General features: G+C 54.6%; 13 protein-coding genes. All 13 read left to right on the forward strand.

The window, feature by feature from the left end; genetic code table 11:
• Nucleotides 1-131: 131 nt before the first annotated feature.
• The 13 genes from P159_RS0108915 (at nucleotide 132) to P159_RS0108975 (ending at nucleotide 14204) form a co-directional block, all read left to right on the forward strand.
• A complete protein-coding gene (locus P159_RS0108915) occupies nucleotides 132-1364 on the forward strand; it encodes a recombinase family protein (protein ID WP_051650266.1) in 1233 nt (410 codons plus the stop codon).
• Nucleotides 1364-2950 (forward strand): recombinase family protein, encoded by a 1587-nt coding sequence (locus tag P159_RS0108920; RefSeq protein WP_318253549.1) that lies wholly within the window; start codon nucleotides 1364-1366, stop codon nucleotides 2948-2950. The genes P159_RS0108915 and P159_RS0108920 overlap by 1 nt, the downstream gene beginning before the upstream one ends.
• A gap of 295 nt (nucleotides 2951-3245) precedes the next feature.
• The gene (gene tgt, locus P159_RS0108925) at nucleotides 3246-4373 is read left to right on the forward strand and encodes a tRNA guanosine(34) transglycosylase Tgt (protein WP_029543341.1); all 1128 of its coding nucleotides are present in this window, start codon (nucleotides 3246-3248) and stop codon (nucleotides 4371-4373) included.
• Between the two features lie 14 nt (nucleotides 4374-4387).
• Entirely contained in the window at nucleotides 4388-4669 is a 282-nt protein-coding gene (gene yajC, locus P159_RS0108930) for a preprotein translocase subunit YajC (RefSeq protein ID WP_185753685.1), read from the forward strand.
• A gap of 1 nt (nucleotide 4670) precedes the next feature.
• Nucleotides 4671-5252 carry a 5-formyltetrahydrofolate cyclo-ligase gene (locus tag P159_RS0108935; protein ID WP_029543350.1) on the forward strand — a complete coding sequence of 194 codons (582 nt, stop codon included), beginning with the start codon at nucleotides 4671-4673 and terminating at the stop codon, nucleotides 5250-5252.
• 31 nt (nucleotides 5253-5283) lie between these two features.
• Nucleotides 5284-5994, forward strand: coding sequence for a PP2C family protein-serine/threonine phosphatase (locus P159_RS0108940; RefSeq protein ID WP_029543351.1), 711 nt, complete (start codon nucleotides 5284-5286; stop codon nucleotides 5992-5994).
• A gap of 28 nt (nucleotides 5995-6022) precedes the next feature.
• Nucleotides 6023-6391, forward strand: coding sequence for a hypothetical protein (locus P159_RS0108945; RefSeq protein ID WP_029543355.1), 369 nt, complete (start codon nucleotides 6023-6025; stop codon nucleotides 6389-6391).
• A 51-nt stretch (nucleotides 6392-6442) separates the two neighbouring features.
• Nucleotides 6443-7693, forward strand: coding sequence for a protein translocase subunit SecD (gene secD, locus P159_RS0108950; protein ID WP_029543357.1), 1251 nt, complete (start codon nucleotides 6443-6445; stop codon nucleotides 7691-7693).
• Nucleotides 7686-8600, forward strand: coding sequence for a protein translocase subunit SecF (gene secF / locus P159_RS0108955; RefSeq protein ID WP_029543358.1), 915 nt, complete (start codon nucleotides 7686-7688; stop codon nucleotides 8598-8600). The genes secD and secF overlap by 8 nt, the downstream gene beginning before the upstream one ends.
• 160 nt (nucleotides 8601-8760) lie before the next feature.
• A complete protein-coding gene (gene recJ, locus P159_RS0108960) occupies nucleotides 8761-10737 on the forward strand; it encodes a single-stranded-DNA-specific exonuclease RecJ (RefSeq protein ID WP_029543359.1) in 1977 nt (658 codons plus the stop codon).
• 15 nt (nucleotides 10738-10752) lie between these two features.
• Complete coding sequence (locus P159_RS0108965) at nucleotides 10753-12984, forward strand: bifunctional (p)ppGpp synthetase/guanosine-3',5'-bis(diphosphate) 3'-pyrophosphohydrolase (protein WP_029543360.1); 2232 nt, start codon at nucleotides 10753-10755, stop codon at nucleotides 12982-12984.
• Nucleotides 12985-13620: an MBL fold metallo-hydrolase gene (locus tag P159_RS0108970; protein ID WP_318253550.1), complete on the forward strand. Its 636-nt coding sequence runs from the start codon at nucleotides 12985-12987 to the stop codon at nucleotides 13618-13620.
• Between the two features lie 23 nt (nucleotides 13621-13643).
• Nucleotides 13644-14204, forward strand: a complete 561-nt coding sequence (locus P159_RS0108975) for a UbiX family flavin prenyltransferase (protein ID WP_029543366.1) — start codon at nucleotides 13644-13646, stop codon at nucleotides 14202-14204.
• Nucleotides 14205-14223 lie beyond the last annotated feature (19 nt).

A 14223-nucleotide genomic window follows, 5' to 3' on the forward strand; every position in this document is an offset into this window, starting at 1 on the left:
AGGGGACTATGCTGAGGCAGAGCATTTGATGCGTGAGAAATATCATCCGTTGCTGGGCACATTATTCGCTGACATAGCGTTGACTTAAGTTCCGAGTAGAGTGATATATAGTAGGGAAAGGAGGGGCGCCAATGAAGAAGATAGAGCGGATAGAGCCAAAGGTACCGCAGATTAAGCGGAAGAAGCTGGTAGCTGCCTATGCACGAGTATCTGCTGAATCAGATAGACTGAACCATTCCTTGTCTGCACAGGTCAGTTATTACAGCCAGCTTATACAGAAGAATCCTGAATGGGAGTACGCCGGGGTGTACGCTGACAGCTTCATCTCCGGCACCAGCATTGACAAGCGTGATGAGTTTCAGCGCCTGCTTGCCGACTGCGAGGTGGGTAAGGTGGAAATCATCCTTACAAAATCCATCAGCCGCTTTGCCAGAAACACGGTTGACCTGCTTTCCACAGTGCGACATCTTAAGGTCCTTGGCGTAGAAGTGCGGTTTGAGAAGGAGCATATAAGCTCTTTGACCTCATCCGGCGAGGTCATGCTGTCCATTTTGGCAAGTTTCGCACAGGAGGAGAGTGTCAATAACTCGGAAAATGTGAAGTGGGCTAAAAGAAAGCGGTTTGAACAAGGACTGCCCCATGCACGTTTCAATCTCTACGGATACAAATGGGAAGGGGACCAGCTGCTGGTGGTTCCAGAAGAAGCCGCTGTGGTGAAGCGTATATTTCAAGAGGTTCTTGTTGGCAAATCCGTGGCAGAGATTGGCAAGGAACTCTCTGATGACGGAATAACCACCAGAGAAGGATACCGTTGGAGCGCTCCCAGCCTTAGGTATATTCTCCAAAACGTCATCTACACAGGCAATTTGCTCTTGCAAAAATACTATGTAGAGAATCCCCTTACACACAAGGTCAGGAAGAACAATGGGGAGTGCAACCGGTACTGGGTAGAAAATACCCATGAAGCCCTTGTGGACAAAGAAACATTTGACCTTGTGCAAAGAGAACTTGGCAGACGGAGAGGGAGGAGTTCTACCCACAAATCCTGCTTCACTATGAAAATTAAGTGTCCGTTCTGCGGGCATAACTATGTTTACCATACCTACAGAAGCACAAAGAACGAATATTGGGTACACCAGCCCAAGAAAAGAAAATGCCCCGTCAGATGGATTATCAATCAGGCTGAAATAAAAAGGATATGTGCTGAAGTGCTGGGGGGAGCAGAGTTTGATGAGGAAACGTTTCTTAAGCAGGTGGATTTCATCAACGTGCCCCAGCGGGAGAGGTTGGAATTCCACATCAAGGATGGACAAGTCCTTACAAAATCATGCCGAAACCCAGGACGGAAGGAAAAGAGAGGGTGATGATGGTGGCAAGAAAAGTAACGACCATACCTGCGACAATCAACAAATTCACCTCTGCGCCCATAGCAAGCCATGCAAAGCGGAAGGTAGCAGGTTATGCTCGTGTCAGCACGGATAATGAAGACCAGATATCCAGCTATGCCGCACAGGTGGATTACTACACTAAATATATCAGGGAGCGAGAGGACTGGGAGTTTGTTGGGATATACACGGACGAAGGCGTGACAGGCACCTCCACCAAGAAGCGTGAGGGATTCACCCAGATGATTAAGGATGCCCTGGCTGGCAAAATCCAGCTGATAATCACAAAATCTGTGTCTCGTTTTGCCAGAAACACCGTGGACTGCCTTACAACGATACGAAAGCTGAAGGCAAGTGGGGTGGAGGTGTACTTTGAAAAAGAGGGAATCTGGACGCTTGATTCAGCCGGGGAACTGCTCATCACTGTCCTCTCATCCATAAGTCAGGAAGAGGCACGGAGCATATCCGAAAATACAACTTGGGGGCATCGGAAACGTTTTGCCGATGGCAAGGTAAGCATCCCATTCAAGCATTTCCTTGGCTATGACAGGGGGGAAGATGGCAATCTGGTCATTAATCCAGAGCAGGCCAAGACGGTCAAGTTCATATATAAGCTGTTTCTTACAGGATTGTCCTACCAGGCTATAGCGAAGATATTGATGGATAAAGGCATAAAATCGCCAGGGGGGAAGGAAATCTGGCATCCAGGTAGTGTGAAGCATATCCTAACCAGTGAAAAAATGAAAGGAGATGCACTGCTTCAGAAGAGTTTTACCATAGACTTCCTTGCCAAGAAAAGAAAAAGGAATGAGGGAGAAATTCCCCAGTATTACGTGACGGGCAACCATGAGCCTATCATACCGCCAGCTACCTTTGACCTTGTACAGGCAGAGATTGAGCGGCGTAAGAGTAGCAGGAGATATAGCGGCGTGACCATCTTCTCCAACAGAATCAAATGCGGCGAGTGTGGGCATTGGTTTGGTACCAAGGTTTGGCACAGCACAGATAAGTATCGGAAGGTGGTCTATCAGTGCAACCACAAGTTTGACGGCGGAAAGAAATGCTCCACGCCACACTTGGTTGAGGCAGAAATCAAGGAGGCCTTCATCAAGGCGGTGAATCGGTTGCTGAAGGGCAAGGATGATATACTGGGCAACCTCCGTCTGGTTCAGGAGCAGATTTGCGATACGTCAGAATTGGAAGGTGAAAGCCAGAATCTGATGGAGGAACTCCAGATGCTCTCCGATATGATGCAAAAAATCATCAGCGAAAATGCCCGCATTGTCCAGGATCAAACGGACTACCAAAAGCGGTACAATGAACTGGTCAGCCGCTACGACGCCGTCAAAGCCAGACACACAGCAGCGGAAAAATCCATCAAGGAACGGCATGCCAAGGCAGAACGGCTGGATGCTTTTGCAAAAGCTCTGGAATCGCAGTCAAAACGGCTGACTGAGTTTGATGAAGGTCTATGGGGAACGCTGGTAGACTTCATGACTGTTTATAACAAGGACGATATCAGCGTGACTTTCAAGGATGGGGCAGAAATACATATAGGTGGATGATGATGGCACGGGCTTTGTTCCCGTGCCAATTTTCTTGTCTTACTTTCTTATTTTATGGTAAAATGATAGCTATGTGAGTTCAAGCGGAGTCTCAGGTAAGAGAAGGTGTGAGCGACTGCTGCTTAGATGGCATACCATATATGGCTGGAAACCTAGTCGTTACAAGGCTTCACGATACTCGCAAACGATGCAACCCCCTTCCTTTTTGGAAGAGGCATTTGCAACCCCTGAAACGTTTGAAAATGGGGGTAAAATGTGATTGTATCAATTTCATACGACTAATGGAGGTTTTTATTTGGCTGCGATTACCTATGAGCTCATCAAGCAGGATGAGACCACTGGTGCCCGTGCGGGTATCATCCATACTCCCCATGGCTCTTTTCCTACGCCTATCTTCATGCCTGTGGGCACTCAGGCTACGGTGAAGGGGGTTTCTCCCGAGGAACTGAAGGACCTGGGGGCGGGGATTATCCTTTCCAATACCTACCACCTCTTCCTGCGCCCTGGCATGGAGCTGGTTAAGGAGGCCGGGGGGCTGCACAAGTTCATGCACTGGGATGGGGCTATCCTTACGGATAGCGGCGGCTTCCAGGTCTTCAGCTTGGGTGAGCTTCGGAAAATCACTGAAGAAGGTGTAACCTTCCGTTCCCATCTGGATGGTTCCAGGAAGTTCCTCTCGCCTGAGGTGTCCATGGAGGTGCAGATGTGCCTGGGCTCTGACATTGTCATGGCCTTTGACGAATGTGTGCCTTATCCGGCGGACTATGAGTATGCCAAGCGCTCCACGGAGCGCACCCTGCGCTGGGCCAAGCGTTGCCAGGCTGCCATGACAGCTCCAAATCAGGGGCTTTTCGGCATTGTCCAGGGGGGCATGTACAAGGACCTGCGTGAGTGGCACGCCAAGGAAATGACGGCCCTTGACTTCCCCGGCTATGCCGTGGGCGGCCTTTCTGTAGGCGAGCCCAAGGAACTCATGTATGAGATGCTGGAGTATTCCACGGCCCATCTGCCCAAGGACAAGGCCCGCTACCTCATGGGTGTGGGCACGCCTGATCATCTGGTGGAGGGCGTGGCCCGGGGCATTGACATGTTTGACTGCGTCTATCCCACCCGGGTGGCACGCAACGGCATGGCCATGACCTGGCACGGCCGCCTGGTGATGAAGAACTCCAACTTCACCCATGACCACAATGTGCTGGAAGAGGGTTGCGGCTGCTATGCCTGCCGCAATGGCTACACCCGGGCCTATATCCGCCATCTGGTGAGGGCAGGGGAGATCTTCGGCCTGCGGCTCCTGTCCCTGCACAATCTCTACTTCCTGGAAGAGTTCGTGCGCCGCATGCGCACAGCCATCCTGGAGGACAGGTTCCCGGCCTTCAGAGCAGAGTTCCTGGAGAATTATAATCCGCGGGGGAATAAATAAAAGGAGTGTTTCTATTGAGTCCTGATATGTTGGCGGCCATTGGCACCTGGGGGCCTATCTTCGTTATGGTGGCGGTGTTTTACTTCCTCCTGTACAGGCCCCAGAAGAATGAACAGAAGCGCCGTCAGGCTATGCTTGACAGCCTGAAGGCTGGCGATGAGGTAGTTACTATCGGTGGCATCTACGGAGTGATCACGGCCCTGAATGAAAAGAGTGTCCGCCTGAAGATTGCCAATCAGGTGGAGATCAAGGCGGCCAGGTCAGCCATTGCTTCTGTGACGGAGAGCGAGGCCTGAGATGGCAGTGGACAAGGGGGCGCTGAGAAAAGGAATCCTCAAGGCCCGGCGTAGCCTGTCCGCTGAATATCGGCAAAAGGCTTCTGAGGCTATTATAGCCAGGCTGTTTGAGCTTGAAGCTTATCAACAGGCTCGTGCTGTGATGGCGTATGCCTCCATGGCAGATGAGGTGCAGCTGCAGGGCCTGCTTGAGCACAGCTTGAATGTAGGCAAGCTTTTGGCTCTTCCCTACGTTATCTCCAAGGGGCTGATGGGGGCCGTGAGGCTGAAAGCTCTGGAAGACCTGACGGAAGGTGCCTATGGCATTCTTACCGTGGCGGAGGAGGGAAGGGAGATGCTTCCTCCCGGCTCTTTGGACCTGATAGTGGTGCCAGGAGCAGCCTTCGGCCGCGATGGCTCAAGACTGGGAATGGGAGCGGGCTTCTATGACAGGTTCCTGTCCGAAAGGGAGCCACAGGCCCGCCGCATCGCTCTTTGCTTTGACTGCCAGCTGGCAGAGGAAATACCCATGGAAGCGCATGACCAGCGGGTGGAGGCCATCATCACCGAGACCCGCTTCATAGATTGCCGCAGGGGGCAGTGAATGACCCCGCGGAGGATAGGGTGTGATTTTTATGGAAGTAAAAATTGGACTTGCCAAGACCGCCAAGTATGCCACGGGCATCTGCGGTGATTCCTGCGATATTGCGGAGCGTCCCCACGGGGGCATTTCTGCCATCATCGCTGATGGCCAGGGCAACGGACTGGCGGCTCACCATACCAGCAGCTGGGTGGTGAACAAGGCCGTGTCCCTGATTTCTGACGGAGCCCGGGACGGGGCTGTGGCCAGGGCCGTGCATGACTACCTCTACGCCATGAAGGACAAGAAGGTGTCCTGTACCCTGACAGTCCTCAGCGCAGACTTGGATACGGAGACTCTGGTCATCAGCCGGAACTCCAACTGTCCTGTCATCGTAAAGACTGAGGAATATGAGACGGTGTATGATGAGGACGTGAGCCCCATTGGCGTGAACCGCCACATGAAGCCCCTCATGTACGAGCTTCCCCTGACTCCGGGGCTGGTGGTAGTGAGCTACACCGATGGCATTGCCCATGCGGGCCGCAAGCGCACAGGCCAGGCGGCTGACTTTGAGAAGATCCTGGAGATTGTCCGCAAGAACGGTCCGGAGGATGCAGCCTACATTGCCAAGAGCATCATGGAATATGCCCTGTCCTTAGATCAGGAAAAGGCCTCGGACGATATGACTGTGGTGGTCATGGGCATTACAGGCGGCTCTCCAAGTGAGCCGAAGATTGAGCAGTTTGAAGTGACCTATCCGTATTGAGGTCTCCTTTTTGAAAGAGGTGCCGGATATGAAGATTGCCATTGTCGGAGTGTGTGCCAGCGGCAAGACCACCCTGGTGGCGGGCCTTAAAGAGGCTGGTTACGATGCTTACAACGTAGCTCAGGAGCATTCCTGTGTCCATAACTTCTGGGCCAAGAAGAATCCTGATATCCTGGTCATGATTGATGCCACCCTGCCTGCCATTCACAAGCGGCGGCTGGTTTACTGGGGGGAGGACCGCCTGGTCACCCAGCACAAGCGCCTGGCTGATGCCAAGGCCCATGCGGACCTTTACATACAGACCGATGAACTTGATGCCGCTGCCGTCAGGCAGAAAGTCATAGAGTTTGTCGAGAACTACCAGCAGGAACACGCTTCCTGCAAGGCTTCGGCCTAAAAGCCGAAATAACTTAGAAGGGATTGAAATCTTTTGCAGAAAGAAAGCCTTATGAAGCTCTTGGGCTGCGTCATAGCTATAGTGGCGCTGTTCCTGGCTTTCGTGAAGCCCCTGGCCTTCTCCATCCGCCAGGGCCTTGACCTCCAGGGCGGCACCCATGTGGTGCTGGAGGCTGAGGACACAGACATTGCCCAGGTAAATGACGATGCTATGAACCGCGTCATCACCATCATGGAGAAGCGCGTCAATGCGCTGGGCCTCACTGAGCCCATCATCCAGCGTGAGGGCGAGCGCCGCGTCATCATCGAGCTGCCCGGCGTCAATGACCCGGATGCGGCCATCAAGACCATCGGCAAGACCGCCATGCTGGAATTCAAGGATGAGGAAGGCAATACGGTGCTGAACGGTACCGATCTGCAGGATGCCCAGGCTGCCACCAACCAGCAGACGGGGCAGAATGTGGTCAACCTCACCTTCTCTGACGAGGGTGCCAAGAAGTTCGCTGACCTCACCATGAAGAACGTGGGCCGCACCATTGCCATCCTGCTGGACGGCGAGGTGCTGACGGCGCCCAATGTCCGCGAGCCCATCCTGGGGGGCAAGGCTGAGATCACCGGCCAGAAGACCCTGGAAGAGGCACAGAACCTGGCTGTGGTGCTCCGCAGCGGTGCCCTGCCCGTTAAGGTCAATATCATAGAGACCCGCACGGTGGGCCCGTCCCTGGGACAGGATTCCAAGGACAAGTCCGCCTTCGCCTTTGCTGTAGGCCTGGGGGCGGTGCTGGTGTTCATGATCCTGTTTTATCGTCTTTCCGGCTTCATTGCTGACATTGCCCTGATGGCTTATACCATGATGCTGCTGGGCCTGCTCTACCTTTTGGATGCAACCCTTACTCTGCCCGGTGTGGCCGGTATCATCCTCTCCATTGGTATGGCAGTTGACGCCAACGTGCTGATTTTCGAGCACTTCAAGGAGGAGTACAGGCTGAACGGCAAGACCCTGCGCCTGTCCATGCAGGCCGGTTTTGAGCGTGCCTTCACCACCATCTTCGACTCCAATATCACCACGATCATTGCAGCCATGGTGCTGTTCTTCCTTGGCACAGGCACCATTCGCGGCTTCGCCATCACTTTGGGCCTTGGTACCCTGCTGTCCATGCTGACGGCTATCACCCTGACCCGCTACATGCTGAAGCTCATGATTGATTCCAAGATTTCCACCAATGCCAACGCCTATGGCGCCAACGGCTACATGCTGATGGATAAACGTCCCGGACAGAAGGAGGATACTGCCAATGCCTAAGTTTGATATTGCAGGGCATAGGAAAATCTGGTTCCTCATCTCTGCCCTGGTAATCATCCCCGGCCTCTTCTGCATGGCTGTGAGAGGCTTCAACTTCGGTATCGACTTCACTGGCGGTACCATCATCGATTTGAAATTCGACCAGCCCGTGACCATCGCCCAGGTGCGCCAGAGCCTGACGCCCTACGGCCTGGAGGGCAGCACCATCCAGCTCTCCGGGGCTGAGAGCGGTGTCACCGAGGGTGAGAATGTCATGATCCGCACCTCCGACATGGAGGAAGAGGAGCGCAAGGCTGTCATGGCCAGCGTCAAGGAGCAGGTTGGTTCCTATACGGTGCTTCGGGAGGAAAAGGTGGGCGCCACCATCGGTGGCGAGCTCATCACCAATGCCGTCATGGCCCTGGTGGTTTCCTGGGCCCTGATCATTGCCTATGTGGCTTACCGCTTCGAGTTCCGCTTCGGTATTGCCGCAGTGCTGGCCCTGGTACACGATATCCTCATCGTGCTGGCGGTGTTCTCCTTCACCCAGCGGCAGATTGACTCTTCCTTTATTGCGGCGCTTTTGACCATCGTGGGTTATTCCATCAACGATACCATCGTTATCTTCGACCGCATCCGCGAGAACCTGCGCCTGCACTTCCGCCGGGGCGGGGATGTGAACCAGCTGGTGAACACCTCTGTCTACCAGACCCTGACCCGTTCCCTTTATACCGTGTTCACGGTCATGTTCACCACGGCGGCTCTGTATTTCTTCGGCGGCGAGACCACCAAGGACTTTGCCTTTGCCCTGCTGGTGGGCTTTGCTTCCGGCTGCTATTCTTCCATCTTCATTGCCAGCCCCATCTGGATCACCCTGCGCAACAGGGCTGAGAAGAAGCGCGTAGCCCAGCCTGCCGAGGCTAAATAATAAGTTATCCACGGAGCCCATGCCCTTGAGGGCGGGCTCCTTTTCTTTCCATAGGCTGAAACTAATTTTCATTTTCTTTGGTTTCAGCCCAGGGAAAGAAAAGGATTTTTTGCATTTCTCACGAATTTTGTAATGGTAAAGAAAAATTTAGGAGTAAGATATGCTGAAAGAATGGAAAAGATACGAGGCGGTGCCTGAGGCCCAAAAGCTGGCCCGGGAGCTGGATGTGACGGAGCTCACTGCTCAGGCCCTCTGGCACAGAGGCTTCAGGACGGCGGCGGAGGCAGAGACTTTCCTGCACCCGGAGAAGATGCCCTTTCACGACCCCTTCCTGATGAAGGACATGGAGGCGGCAGTGGAGCGCATTGCCAGGGCTATCAGGGATAGAGAGAAAATCGTGGTTTATGGGGACTATGATGTGGATGGTATGACCGCCACTTCTCTTTTGGTGCACAATCTTCGTGCTCTGGGGGCTGTGACAGCCTATTATATACCGGACAGGAAAAAGGAAGGCTATGGCTTCAATCTGAAAGCTCTGGAGAAAATTGCCGACAATGGGGCAGGTCTCCTGGTCTCTGTGGATTGCGGCATTGCTTCCGTGGAAGATGTGAAGGCTATGGGAGGCATACTGGATATTGTCATCACTGACCACCATCTGCCAGGGGAAGTCCTGCCTCCTGCTTTGGCGGTGGTCAATCCCCATAGGGCTGACTGTCCCTATCCTGACAAGAATCTGGCCGGGGTAGGTGTGGCCTTCAAGCTCTGTCAGGGACTATGGCAGAGGCTGAAGGGGGAAGATTTTCAGGGGGACCTGGAATTGGCTGCCCTGGGAACCGTGGCGGATATAGTGCCACTGGTAGGGGAGAACCGCAAGATTGTCAAAGCAGGCCTGGCCAAACTGCAGGATTCGGATTTCTTAGGCGTGCGGGCTTTGGTGGAAGTTGCAGGTCTTGAGGATAAGGAAATAACTGCTGGCCACATTGGCTTCATGCTGGCTCCCCGGCTCAATGCAGCCGGGCGGCTGGGCAGCGGTCTGGATGGAGTGCGGCTGCTTCTGTCCAGAGATGTGGAGATGTCGGAGAAATTAGCTCAGGAACTGGATGCCCTCAACGGTCAGCGCCAGTCCATTGAGGCAGAGATCCTGTCAGCTGCCATGGCAGAGCTTAAGGCAGGGGAGGAAGACCCGGAGGATATGGCTGCCATTGTGGTGGCAGGCAGGGGGTGGAATCCCGGTGTCATAGGCATTGTGGCTTCCCGGCTGGTGGAGGCTTATTACAAGCCCACAGTGGTGCTTTCCATTCAGGAGGATGGAGTCTGCAAGGGCTCCTGCCGCAGCATTGAGGGGCTTCACATGTATGAAGCCCTCACTGCCTGCAAGGAGGAGCTGCTGCAGTTTGGCGGTCACGAGATGGCGGCTGGCCTTTCCCTCAAGGAGGAAAAGATAGATGATTTCCGCCGCGCCCTGCAGGCTTATGCAGGCAGGACTTTAAGGGAAGAGGACTACGTGCCCAAGGTCACAGTGGAATTTGAGATGCCTCCCCATGAAGTGACCTTCCAGATGATAGAGGAACTGTCCCTTTTGGAGCCCTACGGCATGGGCAATCCCAAGCCTGCCTTTGGCTGCCGGGATATGCGCGGTACCGAGGCTCAGGCTATCGGCGCCCAGAAGCAGCATTTGCGCTTCCAGGCGGGGATTGAGGGGCAGCCCGTCACGGCCCTTTACTGGAACCACAGTGACCTGGCTCCCATTGTCAATGCCGAGGAGCTGGACATGGTCTACACCCCTGCCATCAATGAGTGGAACGGGCGCAGGAGCCTTCAGTGCTTCGTAGAGTCGCTGGCTCCGGCCCAAAAAGAACGCCGTTTCCCGGAAAGGGAGACTTTGGCGGGGATTTACCGCTATCTCATGGAGCTGCAGAAGCAGCAGGGCAGGATTCCCGGCGGGGCTGAGGTGCTGGCTGCGGGCTTTGCTGCCAGAGGAGAGCATATCTCCCTTTATACCTTTGAACGGGCCTTGCGGATTTTCCAGGAATTGGGCATACTGCATCAGGATTTAGAGGAAAAGGGCTATTATCTGCCCCCGGTGGCAGGGAAGATGGATCTGGAGGCGTCGCCCACCTTCAGGCGTCACCGCTGAGAGGAGTGAGCAAGGATGAACGATAAAGGGAAGAAACCCGTAACCATAGAGGGCATCATTGCCTCTGTTCAGGAATACCAGCCCCAGGCGGATATTGACCTCATCCAGCGGGCTTATGAACTGGCAGAGTCTGCCCATAGGGGCCAGACCCGCGTTTCCGGTGAGGCCTATATTATCCACCCCCTGCATGTAGCCCAGATTCTCACGGAATTGCACCTTGATGATGAGACTGTCAGTGCGGCTCTCCTGCATGATGTGGTGGAGGACACCATCTATACCAACGAGCAGATGCAGGAAATGTTCGGCGAGGAAGTGGCCATGCTCATAGACGGCGTGACCAAGCTGGGACGCATCCAGTACAAGTCCAAGGAAGAGGTGCAGCTGGAGAACTATCGCAAGATGTTCCTGGCCATGGCCAAGGATATCCGGGTCATCATGATAAAGCTGGCGGACCGCCTGCACAATATGCGCACTCTCAAGTACATGCGGGAGGACAAGCAGAAGCGCATTGCCAAGGAGACCATAGAGATCTACGCGCCTCTGGCCAACCGCCTGGGCATTTCCAATGTGAAGTGGGAGCTGGAGGACCTTTGCCTGCGCTACCTTGACCCGGAGACCTATTATGACCTGGTGGAAAGCGTCAAGCAGAAGCGCAAGGAGCGCCAGACCTTCATTGACGACTCCATTGAGCAGATCAAGGAAAAGCTTTCAGAGAGCAATATCAAGGCGGATATCAGCGGCCGTGCCAAGCATTTCTACAGCATCTACAAGAAGATGAAGCGTGACCGCAAGGATATCAGCGAAATCTACGACCTTTCCGCCGTGCGCGTACTGGTAGAGAGCGTCAAGGACTGCTATGGCGTCCTGGGGGTTATCCATGCCATGTGGAAGCCTATTCCGGGCCGTTTCAAGGACTACATAGCCATGCCCAAGTCCAACGGCTACCAGTCCCTGCATACTACGGTGATGACCAGGGGGTATCCGTTGGAAATCCAGATCCGCACCTTTGCCATGCATCAGGTGTCGGAGTTCGGTGTAGCGGCTCACTGGAAGTATAAGGAAACCGGCAAGAGTGTGGGGGCCGGCAGCGAGACTGACCAGAAGATGTCCTGGCTCAGGCAGATGGTGAACCTGCAGCAGGAGTATACAGACCCCAAGGAATACTTCGAGGCCATGAAGGTTGACATCTTCTCCGACGAGGTGTTTGTCTTTACGCCTAAAGGCGACGTCATTGACCTGCCCAAGGGTTCCATTCCCATTGACTTTGCCTACCGCATCCATACGGAAGTGGGCCATCACTGCGTGGGGGCCAAGATCAATGGCAAGCTGGTGCCTTTGGAAACGAAGCTTCGCAACGGCGATATTGTTTCCGTCCTTACCAACAAGGCCAATGGCGGTCCCAGCCGTGACTGGCTGAACATCGTGGCATCTTCCGAGACCCGCAGCAAGATCCGCACCTTCTTCAAGAAGGAGAAGCGGGAGGAGAATATCGAGCGTGGCCGGGAACTGGTGAAGGAAGAAGCCAAGCGTCTGGGCTATGTGCCCAAGGAGCTCATGAAGGAAGACCGGCTGGAGCAGGTGGCCCAGAAGCTCAATATCCTGACGGAAGATGACCTGCTGGCGGCTTTGGGCTACGGCGGGGTGGCTCTCCACGGCATCATGATGAAGCTCATCGAGCTTTATAAGAAAGATGTGAAGGAGGCCACTTCGCCTGATGTGTCCAAGCTGCTGTCTGAGCTCAAGCAGCCGCCCGGCAGTGGAGACAGGAACAGGAAATCCAGCCACGGAGTGCTGGTGGAGGGGGAAAGCGGCCTCCTGGTGCGTCTGGCCCGCTGCTGCAACCCCATTCCTGGTGACCCCATCACGGGCTATATCACCCGCGGCCGCGGCGTATCCGTACACCGCTCAGATTGTCCCAACGTCATGAATGATGCGGATTTTTCCCGCATGATCGAGGTGGCCTGGGATATTGGCCTTGACAAGGTCTACACAGTAGAGCTGGAGATTATCTGCAATGACCGCAGCGGCATGCTGGCTGAGCTGCTGGCTGTGCCCTCTGAGATGCGCATGAATATCCGCAGCGTCAATGCCAATCCCAACCGCAACAACAAGACGTCCACGGTGATTCTGGGGCTGGATGTGAAGAACTCCAGCCAAGTGGGGCAGATCATGACCCGCCTGCGCCGGGTGAAAGACGTCTACAGCGTCACCCGCAAGATTGGCGGGGCAAATAAAGGAGGAGAGTAAGTGGCTCTGAAGATATATACCATTCCTACGGCACCCATTGAAGAAAACTGCTACGTGGCTTTCGACGAGGAAAGCAAAGAGGGCTTCATCGTGGACCCTGGCAATGAGGCAGAGAAGATTTTCTCCCGCATTCAAGGGGAAGGCATCAAGGTGCAGGCCATCCTGCTCACCCACGGTCATTGGGACCATATCGGCGCTGTGGAGGAGTTGCGGCAGAAGCTGGGAGTGCAGGTGCATATCCACGGTGATGATGCCGCCATGCTGACGGACAGCCGTCAGAACCTCTTTGCCTACATGGCAGGGGGCACTATGGAGGGAGAGCCTGCGGACAAGGTGTTCCGTGAGGGCGCGGTTTTCACTTGTGGCAGCTTCAGCTTCAAGGTTATCCATACCCCGGGACACACCCCTGGCGGCTGTTGTTTCTACTCTGAGGAGGCGGGAGTGCTCTTTTCCGGGGACTCCCTCTTTGCTGAGGAAATCGGACGCTGTGACTTCCCCGGCGGCTCCCTCAGAAGCCTGGTGGGCAGTCTCAAGGAAAAAATCCTGCCCCTGCCGGAGGAGACCAAGGTCTATCCGGGACACGGCCCTGCTACCACGGTAGGCTGGGAACGTGTGCATAACCCGTATCTTAGTTGATTGGAATGGAGAAAACTGATTCTATGCGTCTGGTTGTAGGCATTTCCGGAGCCAGCGGCTCGTTGTTGGGCTATCATCTGCTCAAGTCTCTCAGGGAGTTTCCTCAAGTGGAAACCCAGCTCATCATCACGGAAGGTGCCAGGGAAACCCTGGCCTGGGAAACGAACCTCAAGGTGGAGGACTTCACGGCTTTGGCCGACGTGGTCTACGATAATAAAAATCTGGCCGCCAGCATTTCCAGCGGTTCCTATCCCACGGACGGCATGATCATCGTGCCCTGCAGCATGAAGACCGTGGCTGGTATCGTGGCAGGCTTTGCAGATAATCTGCTGCTAAGAGCCGCAGATGTGTGCCTCAAGGAGGAGCGCAAGCTGGTGCTGGTGCCACGGGAAATGCCCCTGTCCCGCATCCACCTGCGCAACCTCAAGGAGGCGGCAGACTACGGCTGCACAATAGTTCCGCCCATGCTGACTTTTTACAATGGGGCAGATACTCTGGAACGGCAGATGGATCATATTGTGGGCAAAGTGCTGGCAAGATTCGGTCTTAGCTACGGCAGATTCGTGCCCTGGCAGGGAAAATAGATAAAGCAAGGCCCCAAGG

Source organism: Selenomonas sp. AB3002 (genome assembly GCF_000702545.1).
Lineage (GTDB): Bacteria > Bacillota > Negativicutes > Selenomonadales > Selenomonadaceae > Selenomonas_B > Selenomonas_B ruminantium_A.